The sequence below is a fragment of the Rahnella sp. EDr1-12 genome (assembly GCF_049206505.1).
Classification (GTDB): domain Bacteria; phylum Pseudomonadota; class Gammaproteobacteria; order Enterobacterales; family Enterobacteriaceae; genus Rahnella; species Rahnella rivi.
This window is the reverse complement of the sequence record NZ_JBLZNY010000004.1, coordinates 61,856-80,474: the sequence shown is the minus strand read 5'-3', so window position 1 is coordinate 80,474 and position 18,619 is coordinate 61,856. Positions and strand designations below refer to the sequence as shown.

At 50.5% G+C, this 18,619-nt stretch carries 15 protein-coding genes; 3 read left to right on the top strand and 12 right to left on the bottom strand.

Going from position 1 to position 18,619, the window contains the following annotated elements:
• Window positions 1-24: 24 nt before the first annotated feature.
• The 4 genes from ACO0U8_RS17090 to ACO0U8_RS17075 all read right to left on the bottom strand — a co-directional run bounded on the left by ACO0U8_RS17090 (window position 25) and on the right by ACO0U8_RS17075 (window position 5,044).
• On the bottom strand, window positions 25-1,107 hold the full coding sequence (locus tag ACO0U8_RS17090) for a fimbrial protein (RefSeq protein WP_421671304.1): 1,083 nt from the start codon (window positions 1,105-1,107) through the stop codon (window positions 25-27).
• A 9-nt stretch (window positions 1,108-1,116) separates the two neighbouring features.
• Window positions 1,117-3,588 carry a fimbria/pilus outer membrane usher protein gene (locus ACO0U8_RS17085; RefSeq protein WP_390975714.1) on the bottom strand — a complete coding sequence of 824 codons (2,472 nt, stop codon included), beginning with the start codon at window positions 3,586-3,588 and terminating at the stop codon, window positions 1,117-1,119.
• A gap of 120 nt (window positions 3,589-3,708) precedes the next feature.
• Complete coding sequence (locus ACO0U8_RS17080) at window positions 3,709-4,395, bottom strand: fimbrial biogenesis chaperone (RefSeq protein WP_390973509.1); 687 nt, start codon at window positions 4,393-4,395, stop codon at window positions 3,709-3,711.
• A gap of 94 nt (window positions 4,396-4,489) precedes the next feature.
• Window positions 4,490-5,044, bottom strand: coding sequence for a fimbrial protein (locus ACO0U8_RS17075; RefSeq protein WP_390973507.1), 555 nt, complete (start codon window positions 5,042-5,044; stop codon window positions 4,490-4,492).
• 647 nt (window positions 5,045-5,691) lie between these two features.
• Here ACO0U8_RS17075 and ompR point away from each other — a divergent pair.
• Both ompR and envZ read left to right on the top strand, forming a co-directional pair.
• On the top strand, window positions 5,692-6,411 hold the full coding sequence (gene ompR / locus ACO0U8_RS17070) for a two-component system response regulator OmpR (protein WP_009635740.1): 720 nt from the start codon (window positions 5,692-5,694) through the stop codon (window positions 6,409-6,411).
• On the top strand, window positions 6,408-7,769 hold the full coding sequence (gene envZ / locus ACO0U8_RS17065; RefSeq protein WP_056775384.1) for a two-component system sensor histidine kinase EnvZ: 1,362 nt from the start codon (window positions 6,408-6,410) through the stop codon (window positions 7,767-7,769). Before ompR ends, envZ begins: the two co-directional genes overlap by 4 nt.
• Window positions 7,770-7,892: 123 nt before the next feature.
• On the opposite strand, the gene ACO0U8_RS17060 is transcribed toward envZ, so the two are convergent.
• The 7 genes from ACO0U8_RS17060 to ACO0U8_RS17030 all read right to left on the bottom strand — a co-directional run bounded on the left by ACO0U8_RS17060 (window position 7,893) and on the right by ACO0U8_RS17030 (window position 14,828).
• Window positions 7,893-8,372, bottom strand: coding sequence for a type II toxin-antitoxin system VapC family toxin (locus ACO0U8_RS17060; protein WP_122097294.1), 480 nt, complete (start codon window positions 8,370-8,372; stop codon window positions 7,893-7,895).
• Complete coding sequence (locus ACO0U8_RS17055; protein ID WP_056775379.1) at window positions 8,369-8,581, bottom strand: FitA-like ribbon-helix-helix domain-containing protein; 213 nt, start codon at window positions 8,579-8,581, stop codon at window positions 8,369-8,371. Before ACO0U8_RS17055 ends, ACO0U8_RS17060 begins: the two co-directional genes overlap by 4 nt.
• Before the next feature lie 103 nt (window positions 8,582-8,684).
• On the bottom strand, window positions 8,685-10,307 hold the full coding sequence (gene pckA, locus ACO0U8_RS17050) for a phosphoenolpyruvate carboxykinase (ATP) (protein ID WP_421671303.1): 1,623 nt from the start codon (window positions 10,305-10,307) through the stop codon (window positions 8,685-8,687).
• Between the two features lie 239 nt (window positions 10,308-10,546).
• Window positions 10,547-11,431, bottom strand: a complete 885-nt coding sequence (gene hslO / locus ACO0U8_RS17045) for an Hsp33 family molecular chaperone HslO (RefSeq protein WP_056775370.1) — start codon at window positions 11,429-11,431, stop codon at window positions 10,547-10,549.
• Window positions 11,432-11,456: 25 nt separating this feature from the next.
• Window positions 11,457-11,861, bottom strand: coding sequence for a ribosome-associated heat shock protein Hsp15 (hslR, locus tag ACO0U8_RS17040; RefSeq protein WP_122097296.1), 405 nt, complete (start codon window positions 11,859-11,861; stop codon window positions 11,457-11,459).
• Window positions 11,862-11,885: 24 nt separating this feature from the next.
• Window positions 11,886-12,575 (bottom strand): GMP/IMP nucleotidase, encoded by a 690-nt coding sequence (yrfG, locus tag ACO0U8_RS17035; protein ID WP_056775364.1) that lies wholly within the window; start codon window positions 12,573-12,575, stop codon window positions 11,886-11,888.
• Between the two features lie 108 nt (window positions 12,576-12,683).
• Window positions 12,684-14,828 carry an intracellular growth attenuator family protein gene (locus ACO0U8_RS17030; RefSeq protein ID WP_390973497.1) on the bottom strand — a complete coding sequence of 715 codons (2,145 nt, stop codon included), beginning with the start codon at window positions 14,826-14,828 and terminating at the stop codon, window positions 12,684-12,686.
• Between the two features lie 467 nt (window positions 14,829-15,295).
• On the opposite strand from ACO0U8_RS17030, the gene nudE reads away from it, so the two are divergent.
• Window positions 15,296-15,853, top strand: coding sequence for an ADP compounds hydrolase NudE (nudE, locus tag ACO0U8_RS17025; RefSeq protein WP_056775361.1), 558 nt, complete (start codon window positions 15,296-15,298; stop codon window positions 15,851-15,853).
• 96 nt (window positions 15,854-15,949) lie between these two features.
• Here the strand turns inward: nudE and mrcA are convergent, their stop codons facing one another.
• Window positions 15,950-18,505, bottom strand: a complete 2,556-nt coding sequence (gene mrcA / locus ACO0U8_RS17020; protein WP_056775357.1) for a peptidoglycan glycosyltransferase/peptidoglycan DD-transpeptidase MrcA — start codon at window positions 18,503-18,505, stop codon at window positions 15,950-15,952.
• Between the last annotated feature and the right edge of the window lie 114 nt (window positions 18,506-18,619).

Sequence of the window (18,619 nt, the reverse complement as noted above, 5' to 3'; positions counted from 1 at the left end):
GGCAGCGCAATGGCTGCCTGAAAATTATCTGATATCGATTTTAAGCGTGGCCGTGGCCTGGAAGGGACCTGTGTCGAGTTCGCCGCCGACCAGGTTTATGGGTATGGCTTTTAGATTAATTGTCCCCAGCCCATTCTGATTCATAGGTAACACCCCCTGTACAAAGGGCATGTAAGTCCCGCCTGCATCTTCTACGACAATTCCAATATCCGCTTTGTTATCAGAGGGGCGGCGACGCGCGATTAAATAATACTGATTCTCTACATCCTGCCCTTCAAGCATCATCTCTAACTTATCATTGGTGGGAATGGAAGGAAGTCCACTTTTCGAACAGTCATATTTAATATTAAAGGTCACAGGACGATAACCATTGGGTGGAGAATCTTTAGTAGTAAACAGGCTGGACTGAACAGTACCAAAATTGACTGAAATGATTTCACCCTGATTGATCTCACAATTTTGCGGTACCGTCAGCGTTCCGCTGAGATAAACAATAGCAACGGGTGATCCTAAAGGAGGCGCGTTTGTGTTGGATGTTGCTGAAGAGGCATAAATCCGGGCTATCTCGATGCGGGGAATGTTCACTACACCAATGAAAGGTCTTGTGATGTATATCGTTACTCTGCCCTGGGAGCCGGTAGTCAGATTATCCTGGGTTTTCTGCTGCGTGCAGATACCGGAGTTTTCTTTATCCCAGTGATGTGTGCCGTCGCTGGCGGCTCTGCTGGTCGGAACGGTGACATTGCCGTTTTTAGGGATAGCAATCTGAGTCATTACGTCAAGATGATCATTTATTTTGAAGTAGTTAGTGGTATGTCCGAGGGGGAGTGAAGTTTGCAGACTGTACATGATTAATACACCATTAACATTTGAGGCGTCTGCAGGCGTGCAATTACAAGTGATTTGATAACTCTGCTGACTGCTGTTCAGCGCATCAGTGATAAGGCTGCCCTTTTCATTGTCATTGCCAGTTAAATCACGCAGAAGAGAACTTTCATAAGTAGCTGCACTGCCATTCGTTGGCTCACAGGTGGCAGTGCCCGCAATAGCCTGCAAAGAGCAAAAACCTGTAAGGCTTGCAAGCAGGGCTGATTTCAAACAGTTCATGTTTTATCCTTAAATGCATGAGGCAGTGATGGATTGCACCGATGATGCCGCAGGTTTTAAATTAATGGTGGCTTTGCATTGTTGATGGATTGCCTCCCCCCATTTCACCTGCAAATCTACGGGCTCGTCAGTTTTTACTCCTGAGAGATACAGTACACCGCCATCATCTACGATATTTTCGAGCGATTGATCCTCACTGACAGCAACAGCACCGAAAGGCACTGCGATACCATTACTGCGGACAAGTTTAATTAACGCACGTGCCCCTATACGTGCGTCGAAATGTGCAACGACCATCGCACCTTTGTTGGGTATAACCAGTTTTGACGTATGGGTGACATCCACGTCATCGGGTAAGGTCGTGGTATCTAACGCGATGCGATTTTCGGTATAGGATGTGAGATAAGGCACCACGGCGTATCCACGCCAGTCGGTACTGAGTCCGGGGAGATTTTGCAATCTTGCTCCCCTGGCGCCATTTGTATCAATCAACGCAAAGGATTCACCCAGTGGTTGAGAGAGCGTTAAACCGTGTGAATGCGCGACGATGCCGCCAGCAATGCCATAGTTGATTTGTTGCGAGTCATTATCGTAATAATAGCCCGCGTTGAATGTGCCAAAGGATGAGCGATAAGCAGTGTTGATATTACTGCTGTCGTTGCCACCATGATCTGCATGGCTCTGCTGAAGGGAATAACTAAGTCGATGGTCGTCAAGTGCGGTTCCACTAAGACCTGCTTGCTGGCGGGTATTCCCTTCTTTGTCGCGTGAAACGCTATATGTGGCCCAGCTTTGCGGCAACCAGCCGCTCAGCGGGATGCGGATATTCAATGCGATTTGCTGATCACTATTCTCGCCGTCCAACTGGCTGTAGCTATAAGAAAGGTTATAGCTGATGCCATACAGATTGTTATTCAATCCCAACGAGACGTTATTCTCTTTACTGGTGTCTCGCCAATAGTCTTGCTGATAAGCCGACACATACACGCTGGCGCCTTCCCAAAGAGCCTGATTAATACTGACTTGATATTTGCTGCGTTTATGCCCTTCTTGCTTTGCATCTTCCTGTGAGCGGTTAGCTTCATCATAATCATAGAATCCACTTGTGGAATAGCGGTAGCTGGCGATTGAAAGATTGGTATCCGTTGCCTCGATATTTTTCGAATACTGGAGGCGATAAGACTGGCCGCTGCTGCTTTGATTATTTTCGCGTGTTGTTTGAGCCTGAGTCAGGTCGACAGAAACGGAGCCCAGCGAAAACAAGTTAAAGCCTATCCCTGCCATACCTGAAAAATAATCGGTAGATAAAAGTGTGCCAGCATAGGAAGTTATCTCATTGGAAATACCGTAAATTACCGTCCCTTGAGCAAAGTTGGGTTGTTTATCATCACTGTCATTTGAGCGATAGCGACCTACAGTGCCGCTGTATTTGAAGCGTCCTGGTCGTTGCATGATCGGTACAGATGAAAAGGGCTGATTAAATTTTCTTTCGGTTCCATCCGCTTCTTTAACGGTGACTTCGAGTTCACCGCTGTATGACGCAGGGTAAAGATCGTTAATTTCAAAAGCGCCCGGTGCGACATAACTTTGATAAATAATATAGCCATCCTGGCGGATGGTGACCTCGGCAGAAGAATTGGCGATCCCGCGTATGGTAGGTGCAAATCCCCGTTGACTGTCAGGCAGCATATTGTCATCTGAAGCCAGCTGAATCCCCGAAAATTGCAGGCTGGCAAACAGATCTCCCGGCGTAGAGCTTTCTCCGATCAGAAACTGAGATTTCAGGCTTTTGATATCACGTTGAACATAGGTAGCAATGGCATCCCAACTTTGCTGGCCTTCATTACTGCTGTACGTGCTGTAATTTCGAAAGCGCCAGGGGCCTAAATTAACTCCGTTTTGCATGTTCAGATACTGACTGGAATCATCGCTGCCATTTTTGTTTTTTCGTTCAGCACCTGAAAAAGTATAGTTAGAAAATAATACGGGAGCGCCGTCGTCCCACCGTTCTGGGTCTACGTAGCCTTTAGCCGTTTGATTAATTGCTGCCTGCGGCATACTGATATCCAGACGCATCCGGTTAAAGTCGAATTTAGCTGTAGCTGCCGAAATATACTGGCCAAGCACATTAAGCGGAGCATCGTGCTGATGGTTGGCTAAAGAGGGAAATGCATCGACCCTTACGTTCAGTGCGCGTAACAGATCGGGGGTAATCTCTGGAGATAACGAACCGTCAGACAACTGGTCATAACGAATCTTTTGCTGCAGCACCTTATCAAGGTTGACGTAGATAGCCGTATCGTAAACGCCGGCAACCTGCGCATTATCACTTTTTGAGAAAATTGAAAGATCCACGTTGTCTGTCGGCTGGCCACTTTGTTCAAGCAAGTGAGGGTCAAAGTAGACCTCTTCCGCCATGGCGGCATAGCTCATTAATGCCGTGAAACAGCTCAGGCAATGCGCGACCATATGACGCTGCATGCGGGGAAGTAAGGCACTCTTTCCCGCTTTTTTTGCATTTGGATGGCTATCCATAGTCAATTTCTCTGAGTTTCCTGGAATCTTACTGATGCAACTAAAGGCAGAGCGGAGCCATTAAAATCAAAGGCTTCTTTTCTCTGGTGCGGTATCCCCGCCATAATCATTTATTGCACTCCATTCAATGATATCGCCGACGTTGTTAGCCGGTAACTTCACGTAAATTTGGCTATTTGGTGCAATCATGTCGGTGTCATTCAGGAAGGCATTACCTACCTTGAGATAACTGAAAACCACATAATAAGGTGTAGGGTTAGTTATCATCAGTTGATCTTTAACGTGCGAGAAAGTGAGCAGTTTATATGCCTCAAAAGCTTTTCCGCTTAATTTTTCTGGTCTGTAAAAAAGCTTTATTCGGGTTTTTATGACAAGTCTTAATTCGTTGTAATCATTTTTAGGCGTAGAGGGAATAGCACGCACATTAATATAAAATATTGATTCTTTATCTTGAGGTAATTCACCTCCAGTATATGTAATACGGAGGTTGCTTTCGTCATTGGCATTCAGACGAAAAAGTGGAGGAGTAACAACAAATGGGCCTCGTGTTTTTCCATCACCATCATCTGTCCAAGACTGGATAAGAAATGGCCTGCTTTCCGATTTATTGCTGAGAGGTAATGATGCCTCTTTTTTATTGGCTTCATAAATCACTCGTGTGCGCCCTACAAGAATTCCTCCGCCATAACTCAGTTGAATGGAAAGGAGAAACAGAGAGGAAAGCATAAGGAGTATTTTGATTGGATTGTACATGTATTTATAACATCCATTTATGAATAGACTTATTTAATCCTTTGTAATAAATAAATCGTGCAGGCTTAATTTTGCCTGCACGATTCAAATGGGCTTAACGATAATCAAGAGTCACATTGACATTTGCATCTGCGCGGCCAGCAGTAATGTCGTTGGGTGCTTTATAGGATTTGTAGTTTGCCAGGAGGTTAACATCCATTATTGCTGTGTTGATGTCATAGGTCATCGTTGGCAATGTATTCAGTAACATAACATTTTTAGTTTTAGCATCTAAAATCTGGACGCCTACGCCATCAGACATAGTATCACCAAAACTATTTTGCAATAAAAGAAGGTTAGGGTGAGTGGCATCAACAACATCGCCCTCCAGCCATATACGGAAGTGAGGAATAGGATCACCAACTTTTTGTGCTACAGGGCAATTCGCTAGCGGCAATGTGAACGGAATATTAGGTGAAGTATCACCAATGGCACGGAACTGAGCTGCGGAATATGTACCTAGCTCAATGTCTAAGTCATTACCATTGTTAATCACACAAGCAGTTTTAATGATTTCACCCGTGAAGTTAATTCTTCCGTCAATCGCGTAGCTGTTTCCAGCTAACGCCAGAAGTAATCCGCTAACAATAGCTTTGTATTTCATTTTCATTTTCAGCATCCATTCATAAATAAAATATTGAAGGTGAGGGCTACAGGCTCCATCAATTCATACACAAAACTTATTAATGAAAGTCCTGCAGGAATCGGATTCTATCAAGTGTTTTATGTATTGAATAGTAGGTGCAGAGTTGTCTATTTAGCCTTGGGATGTTTTTTACTCTAATATATAAATCTGAATAATTGTTTATATTTAGATGATTCATTTTAATGATTTGTTGATGATTAACTGGTCTGTGATGAAAAGAAAAAGATATTATTAAAATTTTATTATTAATTTTATCTATAAAAGGACTCATTAAGATTTCTGTTTAATTTCATCTCAAATTAATTTAAGAGTGATTTTTTTACCGACAATGAGCCATTTTTTACTCTTCACCCGCAAGGATGCCGTCTGGGAATCGGTCAGACAGGTCAGATAAAGTACAGCAGAAGTCGGGAACGGGTTTTGGAGGGCGGGACAAACCGTAACAAAGCAGGCGTTGGTAGCGGAAGATTCCTCTGATATTGTTGATAAATTAGGAAATCCGTATTCATTGTTACAATTTCGGCTAGAATATATACCATTAAACACTGTCTGTTTTGGCTGATTTTTCTAACAATACACGCTTCAGGCATTCACGCCTTTGGGAGAGTTACATGCAAGAAAATCACAAGATTCTGGTGGTCGATGACGACATGCGTCTGCGCGCACTTTTGGAGCGTTATCTGACTGAACAGGGCTTCCAGGTGCGTAGCGTTGCCAATGCTGAACAAATGGACCGCCTGCTGACCCGTGAGTCCTTCCACCTGATGGTGCTGGATTTGATGTTGCCGGGCGAAGACGGTTTGTCTATCTGCCGCCGCCTGCGCAGCCAGAGTAATCCGATGCCTATTATTATGGTCACCGCGAAAGGCGAAGAAGTTGACCGTATCGTGGGGCTGGAAATTGGTGCCGACGACTACATTCCTAAGCCGTTTAACCCGCGTGAACTGCTGGCCCGTATTCGTGCCGTATTGCGCCGTCAGGCCAATGAACTGCCGGGTGCCCCTTCTCAGGAAGAAGCGGTGATCTCCTTCGGTAAATTCAAACTGAATCTCGGCACCCGCGAAATGTTCCGTGAAGATGAGCCTATGCCGCTTACCAGCGGTGAATTTGCCGTGCTGAAAGCACTGGTGAGCCATCCGCGTGAACCGCTGTCCCGCGACAAGCTGATGAATCTTGCGCGTGGTCGTGAATACAGTGCAATGGAGCGTTCTATCGACGTGCAGATTTCGCGTCTGCGTCGCATGGTAGAAGAAGATCCGGCGCATCCACGTTATATCCAGACCGTCTGGGGTCTGGGCTATGTCTTCGTGCCGGACGGCAGTAAGGCATGAGACGAATACGCTTTTCACCGCGTAGCTCGTTTGCCCGAACACTGTTACTCATCGTCACCTTGCTGTTCGTCAGCCTGGTGACGACTTATCTGGTGGTCTTGAACTTCGCCATCTTACCGAGCCTGCAACAGTTCAATAAGGTTTTGGCGTACGAAGTGCGTATGCTGATGACCGATCGGTTGCAACTGGAAGATGGCACGTTGCTGGCCGTACCACCGGCGTTTCGTCGCGAGATTTATCGTGAACTGGGCATCTCTCTTTATACCAACTCTGCGGCAGAGGAGAGTGGCCTGCGCTGGGCGCAACATTACGAATTCCTCAGTCAGCAGATGGCCCAGCAACTCGGCGGCCCGACTGATGTGCGTGTTGAAGTGAACCAAAACACGCCGGTCGTGTGGCTGAAAACCTGGCTGTCGCCGGATATCTGGGTGCGCGTACCTCTGACTGAAATTCATCAGGGTGATTTTTCCCCGCTGTTCCGTTATACGCTTGCCATTATGTTACTGGCGATAGGCGGCGCATGGCTGTTTATCCGCATTCAGAACCGACCCCTGGTGGAACTTGAACATGCCGCGTTGCAGGTGGGTAAAGGGATCATTCCTCCGCCGCTGCGCGAGTACGGTGCTTCAGAAGTCCGTTCGGTTACCCGTGCCTTTAACCAGATGGCTGCCGGTGTGAAACTGCTGGCCGATGACCGCACATTATTAATGGCGGGCGTCAGCCATGATTTACGCACGCCGCTCACCCGCATTCGTTTAGCGACGGAAATGATGAGTGACGGCGATGGTTATCTCGCGGAGTCGATCAATAAAGACATCGAAGAGTGCAATGCCATCATCGAGCAGTTCATTGATTATCTGCGCACCGGGCAGGAAATGCCGACGGAAATCACCGATCTCAATGGTATTTTGGGTGAAGTGATCGCCACAGAAAGCGGCTATGAGCGTGAAATCGATTCCGGTCTGGCTGAAGGTGAATTGCTGGTGAATGCGCATCCGCTGTCGATCAAGCGCGCAGTGGTGAATATGGTGGTTAACGCCGCCCGCTACGGTGATGGCTGGATTAAAGTCAGCAGCGGTCGTGAGTTGCAGCGCGCCTGGTTCCAGGTTGAGGATGACGGTCCGGGCATTGCGCCTGATCAGCTCAAGCATCTGTTCCAGCCGTTTGTGCGGGGGGAAAGCGCACGCACCACCAGCGGAACCGGGCTCGGGCTGGCCATCGTTCAGCGTATTATTGATGCGCATTCGGGGACGCTGGATATCGGGAAAAGTGAGCGTGGCGGGTTACGCATTCGCGCCTATTTGCCGTTACCGGTTGAGATGCTGAAAGCGGTGGCGGTTCAGCAGAAGCCCGTCTGATTAAACGGGGGCCTTAATAATCCCCCGCTTTAATGGCATCAGGGCTGTAAAAAGCAGACTGAGAACATCCCGGTTTCTTCATATCGGCGATCACTTGTCGCGCTGCGGCAACCCGCGGTTTTATCAGCTCTTCCTGCTCATCACATAATACTCTGCCGCTTCTTCCCGCCATCTCGGTGTCTCTGCTGCGTCCCACGGATTCACGAGTTGCACGCCTGCCAGTGCAAAGCCTTCAGGATGATCCGTTGCCAGAGTCGCCTGATGATTGAGGCAAACGGCGGCGAGCTGGATGTCAGGCTCCGGCATATCCCTGTTGGCCGCTTTTAATAAGGCTGAAACTCGCGGGTAATACAGTGCGCTGGCCGCATCGAATGACAGCAGGCGACCGGCGAAATCCTGATTCAGCATTTCCAGCAAAGCCTCAGAAAGTGCGGCTTTCGGCTGGTTCTCTGGCAAATTCTCAACCCAAGAGAAAAGTGCGGCGACGCTCAGGCTGGTCAGGTACAGCTGCGTAGTGTCCTGCGCATCCAGCCATTGCAGTACGTTCTTTTGCGGCCGGGGGTTGATCATCTCCAGGATGACGGCGGTATTGAGAATAATCATTTTGATGGCAGTTCGAGGGGCCCGATGCTCAGCGTAGAAAAGCGCTGGCGGAGCTGGCTGCCCAAACCGAAGTCAGGTTGGGCGGGCGTTAAAGCCTGCTTCAGAATTAAACGCACTTCCTCTTCCATCGAGTGGCCTTTTCTGGCTGCCGCGATACGCAACAGTTCCTTCACGTCGTCATCCAGATTACGAACGGTAATGGTCGCCATGTGATGCTCCTCTGACAGCTTTGCTGTCATTCTGAAATGCCGCCGGGCCGGTTGCAATAAAAAAGGCGCGGAAGCCCGCGCCTTAAAGGTGAATATCGACAGATTAAAGCGTCGGCCCGGCGCTGACCAATGCGGCACCCGCAGGCGTATCGGTATATTTGTCGAAGTTATCAATAAATAACCGGGCCAGATGCTCAGCTTTTTCCTGCCATTGTTCACGGCTGGCGTAGGTGTTGCGCGGATCCAGAATGTGCGTATCGACACCCGGCAGTTCAACCGGCACGGCCAGATTAAACAGCGGCAGCGTAAACGTTTCTGCGTCGTCAATTGTGCCATTGAGGATGGCGTCGATAATGGCGCGGGTGTTTTTCAGCGAAATACGCTTACCGGTGCCGTTCCAGCCGGTATTGACCAGATAGGCCTGAGCGCCAACCGCTTCCATGCGCCTGACCAGCACTTCGGAGTATTGCGTCGGGTGCAGCATCAGAAAGGCGGCACCAAAGCAGGCGGAGAAGGTCGGTGTCGGCTCATTGACGCCGCGCTCCGTACCCGCCAGTTTGGCGGTGAAACCAGACAGGAAATGGTATTGCGTCTGCGAAGCCGTGAGTCGGGATACCGGAGGCAAAACGCCAAAGGCATCGGCGGTCAGGAAAATCACTTTGCTGGCGTGACCTGCTTTGGACACCGGCTGCACGATATTCTGGATGTGATAAATCGGGTATGAAACGCGGGTATTTTCAGTTTTGCTGTTGTCATCGAAGTCGATCTTACCGTCTTCGCTGACCACGACATTTTCCAGTAACGCATCGCGTTTTATCGCACCAAAAATTTCCGGCTCCGCCTCCTTGCTGAGTTTGATGGTTTTTGCGTAACAACCTCCCTCGAAGTTAAACACGCCGTCATCGTCCCAGCCGTGTTCATCGTCACCAATTAACTGACGTTTCGGGTCGGTGGACAATGTGGTTTTTCCTGTGCCTGAAAGGCCAAAGAAGACCGCCACATCACCTTTTTCACCGACGTTGGCGGAACAGTGCATTGACGCTATGCCCTGCAACGGCAACAGGTAATTCATCACCGCGAACATGCCTTTCTTCATCTCGCCGCCGTACCATGAGCCGCCGATCAGCTGAATGCGCTCGGTGAGATTAAACGCGATGAAGTTTTCAGAATTCAGGCCCTGTTTCTGCCAGTCCGGGTTGGTACATTTCGCGCCGTTCATGACAATAAAGTCAGGCTCGAAGTTCTCCAGCTCAGCCACCTGCGGGCGAATAAACATGTTTTTGACGAAGTGAGCCTGCCAGGCGACTTCAGTAATAAAGCGCACCTTCAGGCGGGAATCGGCGTTTGCACCGCAAAAGGCATCGATGATGAATAAACGCTTTCCAGACAATTGCTTGCTGACTAAAGCTTTCAGCGAAGACCAGACTTCAGGCGACAAAGGTTTATTGTCATTTTTGCCTTTGCCCTGATCTGCCCACCACAAGGTATCGCGCGTGGTGTCGTCGCGGACAATGTATTTATCCTTTGGGGAACGGCCGGTGAAAATGCCGGTATCGACGTTCACTGCACCCAGTTCTGTCACCTGTCCGCGCTCAAAGCCTTCGAGGCCCGGTGCGGTTTCCTCATTGAAAAGAGTCTCGTAATCAGGGTTATAGACGATTTGACTGCTTTGATGGATCCCGTAGCGGGCGAGTGTTTCGGCGTTGATCCCGAGAGTGGTTGGCATTTCCCTGCTCCTTACCTGAACGTAGAACCCCTAAAGAGTCAGCGTCTTTAGGGATAAACCAGCGGTAATTGTAGGTATTTATGGCGGTCAAACAGCGATAGCTCTCAAAGAATAACCGGAGATGTGAATTTTCTTCTGGAAATGTGATGGAAAACTAACAAATTGTGCAATGAAGTTATGAGGAAGCAATAAAAAAGGGACTTTCAACAGAAAGTCCCTTTAGTTTAATGAGTTAACAGTTAATGAACGTTATCATTTCCCGAAATAACATTGCCGCTCGCCTTCAGCGTCGCCATGTCCATGGCGTCAAATTCATAATCTGAACCGCAATAATCACAGTGCATCTCGATTTTGCCGTCTTCTTCCAGCATTTCGAGGATCTCTTCATCTGGCAGCGTCATCAGCGCACCGGCGCAGCGTTCACGCGAACAGGTACAGCGGAAACATACGTCCTGCGGTTCATACAGAGTGACTTCTTCCTGATGATACAGACGATAAAGCACTTCGTTAGCCGGCAAATTCAGCAATTCTTCAGCTTTGATGGTGGTCGTCAGCTGTGACAGATGGCTGAACTCTTCCGCGTCCGTCTCTTCAGCGGGCAGAACCTGCAACAACATGCCGCCAGCCGCGGGCTGGCCTTCGACTTCGCCCGTACGGATGAAAATACGTGTCGGCAACTGTTCAGACTGCATGAAATAGTTTTCCAGACACTCAGCCAGATTTTCACCTTCCAGCCCGACAACGCCCTGGTAACGTTCGCCCACGTTTGGAGAAATGGTGATCACCATGTAGCCGTTACCAATCATCTCTTTCAGGGAACTGCCTTCGGCGATGTCACCCTGTAAACGCGCAATGCCGCGCAATTCCTGTCGGTTATTGCCGTTGATCACCGCCAGTTTCAGCGGGCCATCGCCCTGCAGTTGTACGGTGATATCGCCATCAAATTTCAGAGTGGCCGTCAGCAGGCTGGTGGCGACCAACATTTCGCCCAGTAAATTACGGACTTCCGCCGGGTAGTCGTGACCCGCTACGATGTGCCGGAACGTCTCATGGAGTGAAACCAGTTCGCCGCGCACAGCGTGATGGTTGAACAGGTAACGGTGTAACTGGTCGTGATTTGACATAACGTTCTCTCTGTTTGGCGGTGTTTTATTCCGCATCGCCATATTTGAATTTGATCAGGTTGCGGCGTTCCTTTTTGTCCGGACGTCGGTCCGGATGGGGCATCGCATTCATCTTCCGCGCCTGAGAAATTTTCTCCCGGCTGGCAATGCTGGCCTCGGTTTCCTGATAAAGCGTTTGCGCTTCTTCCGCACTGCGACGCTGAGTGGTCAGCCCCAGCACAATGATCGTTTTTGCATCGTTTCCCTGACGCAGGGTGATTTCGGCATTCAGTTCCATCAGCTTGCTGGGTTTCCCGCGCTGGCCGTTGTAATGCACCTTGCCGCCGTCAATCATCTCGCGTGCCAGTGCCCGGGTCTTATAAAAACGAGCCGCCCACAGCCATTTATCGAGACGTACTGCGTTGTCGTCCTCTTCCTTTTTACCTTTCATCTCTCCCCCTGAAACGTACCGGAACTACTGAGCCGGGCCTGTTACGGGGTGAATCGAAGGCAACAGGTCGCGGTAGTCATTGATGGAAGGGTGTCCCTGGAATGACTTATTTGCCCCGCTCGAATCCGGATTTTCTATACCCAGACAATAGCGGATACCAAAGGTTTTTGCCGCATTCAGGATCGGTTCCCCGTCATCGACAAACAGGGTTCTGCCGGGGTTAAAACCGGTCTGCTGCTGCACGGCAGCCCACAAACGTTGATCTTCCTTTGGATAACCAAATGTGTGGGTGGAAAGTAATAAATCAAGGTGCTGATCCAAACCGGTGTGTTCAATTTTAACTGACAGACTGTGGGGATGCGCGTTAGTCAGCAAAATAGTTTCGCGACCGCTCGCCCGCAGATGACGCAAGAACGGCACCGTATCTTCGCGTAAGCGCGCATTTTTGCCGATGTTTGTGGTCATCTGATAGATGTCCAGATCTAGCCTCTCGCTCCAGTAATCAAAGCAATACCAGTTCATGGTGTGCTGAACGGCCAGGTATTCGTCATGAATGATCTGGCGGGCATTTTCCAGCGGGATTGCACGTTGCAGGCTGAGTGCTGCCGGCACGTCCTGTAACCAGAACTGACTGTCGAAAGCCAGATCCAGCAGCGTGCCGTCCATATCCAGTAAAACGGTATCGATATTGTTCCAGTCGAGATCAAGAGGCATGAAAACTCCATGTCCTGCGTGCCGGAGCATGGCAGGAGAGGTTAAACGCAAGCAGGGAAGGGCCAGAATACCATATTCTCTCAGGGCGGCGCAGAGCCGCCCTGGGATTCAGTTCAGCGTATGCGTGGGGGCAGGCATCAATGTCGGGTGAAAGCTGGCGTTGTAATACTGTTCAATATCGTCGATGCGACGCTTGTCTTTGATGAAGCGACGGATAAACAGCACCGTATTCACCAGCAGGACGCCAAGCAGCAAGAACAGCAGCACACTGGTGCCAAGATAGCGCCACAGCGTCGAGATATCGGGCTCACTGTGCAATGAAATGTGACGCGTGCCGTTGGCATCAATGCTGATGCTGGTGATCACACCCTGCGCACTGAACGGTGTGTGCAGCAACATCGCGGAAAGGGTTTGCAGCTGTTTCCACTGATCCTGTGGCGGATTACCGAATAACCCGACCGGCGGCACCGGCTGTTCGACCAGCTGACGGCCTTCGTCATTGCTGATCAGGAATCCGCCCGGAGGTGGGCTGTTCAGGCTGTCAGCGGCGCGGCGGGTTTCCTGCAGGAAGAAAGAAGACGTGGCGTTGTTGACCAGTTCACTCAATGATTGCGCGCTGACTGGCCGCAGCAGAACGTTGATTCCCTGCAATGTTCCCGCTTTTGCACGCTTCACCAGCATGCTCCAGTTATTTGAATTGCCCAGATTCACCAGCGCATTTTTCAGGCGCACACACTCGTTTGATTTGTTTCCGCACAGCGCATCGGTTTTCAGCACGATATCGGCGAAATCATCGAGCAGGATCATGCCGGATTTTTCAATCGCGGTCGCCAGTTGCGGGTTGATGTTCTGCTCCAGATTTTCACCCGGATGCATCTGATTGTTGACCGTCGTTTGCAGTGCGGTGGCGGCATCAATAATTTCTGACTGCGGAACCGGCAGCGGCGCGGCGTTGTTCCAGTAAATACCGGAACAGTCGAATGGCATGAAACCCGATGCGCTGCGGCTGCCCGATGGCGCCACATAGCACATCCCCGTGCCCTGAACTTTCAGCGTGTCGCCGACGCGCAGCGCCGTTTTTTCCAGATCCTGCACGCTGTTGACCTGCGCACTTTGCGCACCCTGTAGCCACGCCATGCTGAGTTTAAGCGGCAGTCCGAGCGGTACGTACACCAGCAGCATGAGCAGCAGCAGGAAAGCGCTGGTCGCCAGCACCAGGTTCTTTCCCCACAGTTGCAACGGGAATTTTTTCACTTCGTCGTGCAAAGACAAATAGCTGCCCTGACGAACCACGTGGCTGTTCATGTACAGCTCGATATCTGTCGGCTGGCCCAGGTCACGGCCAATAAACGGCTGCCAGTGCGGCGGATAAATCAGATCAACCGTACCGAGTGAAATATTGCTGATATCACCCTGTTTGGATTCACCAAAAAGACCCCAGCGTTTAGGTAATCCCCGCAGGCAATGGATTTCCTTGCGGTTTTTACCTAAACGTTCGGAGACGACGCGCCAGCTCACCCAGGCAGTAAGCACCGCCGCCAGCGTCAGTAACCACGGCAGGAACACCACCGGGCTGAGCAGGGTGATAAACAGCAGCAATAAAACGCCGGAGATGGCCAGCGCTTCTTTCACGCCGCTGGAGCGGGTAAGTGCGTGTTCTTCACGGGTTTCACGGCGCACTTTTACCAGTTCGATATGTTCACTTTCTTCATGGCGGATCGAGGCATTTTGCGGCTGCGAAGGCAGCACGGTAGAAACCGGCGTCGGGCCTTCATAGACGTGATCGACCAGCGAATGCCCGTTAAGGGAGATGACCAGCGGCATAGACTGCGTTTTGATCAGCTCAACCTGATTTTCCTGGGCAATGTATTGCTCCCAGAAAGGCGGCAGGTGAATTTCGGTGGTATCAAGGAAGTAGCGTCCGCTGTTGGTCTCTTCGCTGGCGACCCCGTAACGGGTAATCGCGCGCTTGAGGCTGTAGACGTTTTCGCTTTTGGTGGTCAGGATGAGTTTATCGCGCAGGATAATCAGGTTATTACGGTGGGTAATCGGTGTTTGTCCCAGGCCTTCGCTTTGTCGCAGATACCGTTCAACGGCGTCGCGCTCTTGTTGCGAAAGTTTTCGCTGGCTGGGGGTGGGGAAATGTACCACGGACTCGTCGCGTTGGCGGCGTCGCAAGGCAAACCAAAAGAAACTCCCAGTGGCAATGATTGCGATACACAACAACACCAGTGTCACGACTACTGTGCTCATCCTATCCCCGTTCTGACGTGGGTGACTTACGTCAACTCTGTGAAAGTATTATACATAATTTAAAAACACATAAACCCAATACACATTTTTACGCGCGGCCTGATATCGGACAGAATTTTCATTATTTGACTGATTTTTATGCGCAAATTTTTTTCAAAACATACCACGCTAAAGGATATCCGCAATTGTACTTTAATGGGTATCGGTATAATCCTATTTTGAATCGTGCGTGTTTTTGTTAAAGCAGAATTGTGACGCGAACATAACAACGGGTCTTTTTTGCACGATATCAGGAGTGAAATCCGAGCTTCGGCGGTGAATATACCCGTCCGCGCGGAACTTATGCGCGGTAAAGATTGCGATTCAGGCTTGCATTAACGCACAATGTTTTCTGATAGTAATATTCAGAAACCCATATGAACCCATTACGACACCCGCAGTCAGGTGAATAATAAGTTGGGGATGAAATGACACAACACCTGCAAAAACCGAAAATCCTGAAGGTGGAAACCGTAGCCCGTTCGCGTTTATTCACCATCGAATCTGTTGATCTGGCGTTCAGCAATGGCGCCGAACGTGTCTATGAACGCATGCGTCCTTCCGATCGCGAAGCGGTGATGATCGTGCCGATCATTGATGACGATCTGCTGCTGATCCATGAATATGCCGTCGGTATCGAAAGCTACGAGCTGGGTTTTCCGAAAGGGCTTATCGATGCAGGAGAAAGTGTGCTGGAAGCGGCGAACCGTGAACTGATGGAAGAAGTCGGTTACGGTGCCGGTCATTTTGACGTACTGGCAAAACTGACGATGGCGCCGTCCTATTTCTCCAGCCGTATGAACATTGTGATTGCGAAAGCACTGTATCCGAAAAGTCTCGAAGGTGATGAGCCGGAGCCTTTACCGCAGACCCGCTGGCCGATTTCGCGGATGATGGAACTGCTGCAACAGCCTGATTTTTGCGAAGCCCGCAACGTCAGCGCGTTATTCCTGGCGCATGATTTCCTGACCCGCAACGCCCGCTGACTCAATGGGCTTTGCGGCGTTTGAGCCTAAAAAACGCCAATAAAAAAGCCGGTCATGCATTATGCAGACCGGCTTTTTTGCTTTACAGCTCAGGCATCAGAACAGTTCGTGTTCCTGACCGTTATCCATGATGGTCGTCCCGACTTCATGCACCGCATGTTCCGTCGGCTGCGTTCCGTCAATGAAGTATTCCGGACGGCTGCCACCGCCGCCGTCAGACAACTTACCGGTGCTCTTATCGATAGTCACCGTCACAATGCCCGGAGGCGGCGTTTGTTTCTCTTCAGGTACGCCTTCCAGCACCGCTTTCATGTAATCATCCCATGCCGGTTGCGCACTCTTCGCACCGCCTTCAGCGCCGGAGATTTGATCCGGGATCACACCCGAAGCGGTCGAACGCCCCAGATCGCGTCGGTGATCGTCAAAACCAATCCAGACTGAAGTCACTACATTTGGACCATAGCCGGAGAACCAGGCATCTTTCGAGCTGTTGGTTGTCCCGGTTTTACCGCCAATGTCGTGACGTTTCAGGTCACGTCCTGCGCGCCAGCCTGTGCCCATCCAGCCAGGTTCGCCGAAGATGTTGGAGTTCAGCGCATCACTGATGAGGAATGACAGCGGCGTACTGATCACATGTGGCGCGTACTGTTGCTGTGCATCGACCTGCGGAGAGTTAGCCGGCACCTGTTCAAGCTGCGGCGTCGGCACCGCGTTATTGCTGTTATTCACTGAAGTGGCAACGTTTTCCACGTTGTCATCAGATAGCACCGCCGATTTCTGTGTATCACCATAAATCACCGGAATATTACAGGTGCGGCAGGCGATTTTCGGTTTAGCTTCAAACAGAACTTCGCCGGACTCCGACAAGATTTTGGTGATGAAATACGGATCCACCAGATAACCGCCGTTGGTTAGCGTCGCGTAACCGCGCACCACCTGTAATGGCGTGAACGAAGCAGAACCGAGCGCCAGTGATTCAGAATGCACAATGTTAGCGGCCGGGAAGCCGAAACGCTGCAGATATTCTGCTGCGTAATCTACGCCCATCGCACGCATCGCACGCACCATCACCACGTTCTTAGACTCTCCCAGCCCCTGACGCAGGCGGATAGGGCCAACGTAGGTTGGCGGGGAGTTCTTCGGACGCCAGTCCTGGCCTGCGCCCGCATCCCAGCGGGTGATCGGCATGTCATTGAGGATAGTGGCGAGCGTCAGCCCCTTATCCATCGCAGCGGTGTACAGGAACGGTTTAATGTTCGAACCCAACTGACGGACAGCCTGATTTGCGCGGTTAAATTTGCTCTGGTTGAAATCAAATCCACCCACCAGCGCTTCAATCGCGCCGTCGTTTTGATTCAGGGAAACGATGGCGGAGTTGACATCAGGAACCTGTGCCAGCCACCAGACATCACCCACTTTACGCACCCACACCTGCTGGCCCGGCTGAACCACGTCGGACACTTTTTTCGGCGTCGGGCCCTGAGCATTGTCATTACGGTAAGGTCGCGCCCAACGCATGGTGCTAAACGGCAGGCTGATCACCGCACGGTTAGACATGGTTGCCGTGGCCTGTGCATCGTCGATTGACGTGATGACCGCCGGGAACAATGGCCCGTAGACCGGCAGCGTTTTCAGCGACTGAACGATTTTGTCTTCATCCCACGCAGGTTCACCGACTTTCCACATCTGATTCGACGGGCCGCGGTAGCCATGGCGCATATCGTAATTCAGTACGTTAGTACGCAGGGCTTCCTGCGCTGCCAGCTGCGTTTTCTTGGTGATGGTGGTGTAGACCTCATAGCCATCGTTATAAGCGTTGTCGCCATAACGTTTCACCATCTCCTGGCGCACCATTTCGGTCAGGTACGGCGCAGAAAACTCAATGTGTGGGGCGTGATAGTTCGCCACAACCGGTTCTGCACGTGCCTGATCGTACTGCTCCTGCGTGATGTATTTTTCATCCAGCATACGGGCCAGTACGGTATTGCGACGTGCAACAGAACGGTCGTGTGAATAGAGCGGGTTAAAGGTTGACGGCGCTTTTGGCAGACCGGCAATCACGGCCATTTCGCTGAGTGTCAGCTGGCTCACGTCTTTCCCGAAATACACCTGCGCAGCAGCGCCCACGCCATAGGCGCGGTAACCGAGATAAATCTTGTTTAGGTACAGCTCGAGGATTTCATCTTTAGTCATCAGCTGTTCAATGCGGATGGCTAAAAATACTTCCTTGATTTTACGGGTCAGCGTGCGTTCTGGGCTCAGGAAGAAGTTACGGGCCAGCTGCTGAGTAATGGTACTCGCGCCCTGTGAGGCGTGACCGGACATCAGCGCGACAGACGCCGCACGGAAAATACCGATCGGATCCACACCGTGATGCTCGTAAAAACGGCTGTCTTCTGTGGCGATAAACGCATGCACCATTTCCGGAGGGATCTGGCCCAGTTTCAGCGGGATACGGCGCTTCTCACCGTATTGGGCGATCAGATCGCCTTCGGCACTGAAGACCTGCATGGGTGTTTGCAAGCGCACGTCTTTGAGCGTGGCAACATCGGGTAGCTGAGGCTCGATAAATTTATACAAACCGAAGATCGAGGCTGCTCCCAGCAAAATGCAACACACTGCAAGAATCAATAAATACTTTACGAACTTCACCTGAGATTTCCCATTTAGTGTCAATTGGGCAGTTTATAAACAACCGCGCGGTAGTATAAAGGCAAGCCTGCAACATGGATACGTACTTTTATTTACTTGACGATATGGAGATTG

Excerpts from the sequence above, each read along its gene's own strand:
- ACO0U8_RS17090 (WP_421671304.1), bottom strand. The coding sequence starts at position 1,107 with ATGAACTGTTTGAAATCAGCCCTGCTTGCAAGCCTTACAGGTTTTTGC.
- ACO0U8_RS17085 (WP_390975714.1), bottom strand. The coding sequence starts at position 3,588 with ATGCAGCGTCATATGGTCGCGCATTGCCTGAGCTGTTTCACGGCATTA.
- ACO0U8_RS17080 (WP_390973509.1), bottom strand. The coding sequence starts at position 4,395 with ATGTACAATCCAATCAAAATACTCCTTATGCTTTCCTCTCTGTTTCTC.
- ACO0U8_RS17075 (WP_390973507.1), bottom strand. The coding sequence starts at position 5,044 with ATGAAAATGAAATACAAAGCTATTGTTAGCGGATTACTTCTGGCGTTA.
- ompR (WP_009635740.1), top strand. The coding sequence starts at position 5,692 with ATGCAAGAAAATCACAAGATTCTGGTGGTCGATGACGACATGCGTCTG.
- envZ (WP_056775384.1), top strand. The coding sequence starts at position 6,408 with ATGAGACGAATACGCTTTTCACCGCGTAGCTCGTTTGCCCGAACACTG.
- ACO0U8_RS17060 (WP_122097294.1), bottom strand. The coding sequence starts at position 8,372 with ATGATTATTCTCAATACCGCCGTCATCCTGGAGATGATCAACCCCCGG.
- ACO0U8_RS17055 (WP_056775379.1), bottom strand. The coding sequence starts at position 8,581 with ATGGCGACCATTACCGTTCGTAATCTGGATGACGACGTGAAGGAACTG.
- pckA (WP_421671303.1), bottom strand. The coding sequence starts at position 10,307 with ATGCCAACCACTCTCGGGATCAACGCCGAAACACTCGCCCGCTACGGG.
- hslO (WP_056775370.1), bottom strand. The coding sequence starts at position 11,431 with ATGTCAAATCACGACCAGTTACACCGTTACCTGTTCAACCATCACGCT.
- hslR (WP_122097296.1), bottom strand. The coding sequence starts at position 11,861 with ATGAAAGGTAAAAAGGAAGAGGACGACAACGCAGTACGTCTCGATAAA.
- yrfG (WP_056775364.1), bottom strand. The coding sequence starts at position 12,575 with ATGCCTCTTGATCTCGACTGGAACAATATCGATACCGTTTTACTGGAT.
- ACO0U8_RS17030 (WP_390973497.1), bottom strand. The coding sequence starts at position 14,828 with ATGAGCACAGTAGTCGTGACACTGGTGTTGTTGTGTATCGCAATCATT.
- nudE (WP_056775361.1), top strand. The coding sequence starts at position 15,296 with ATGACACAACACCTGCAAAAACCGAAAATCCTGAAGGTGGAAACCGTA.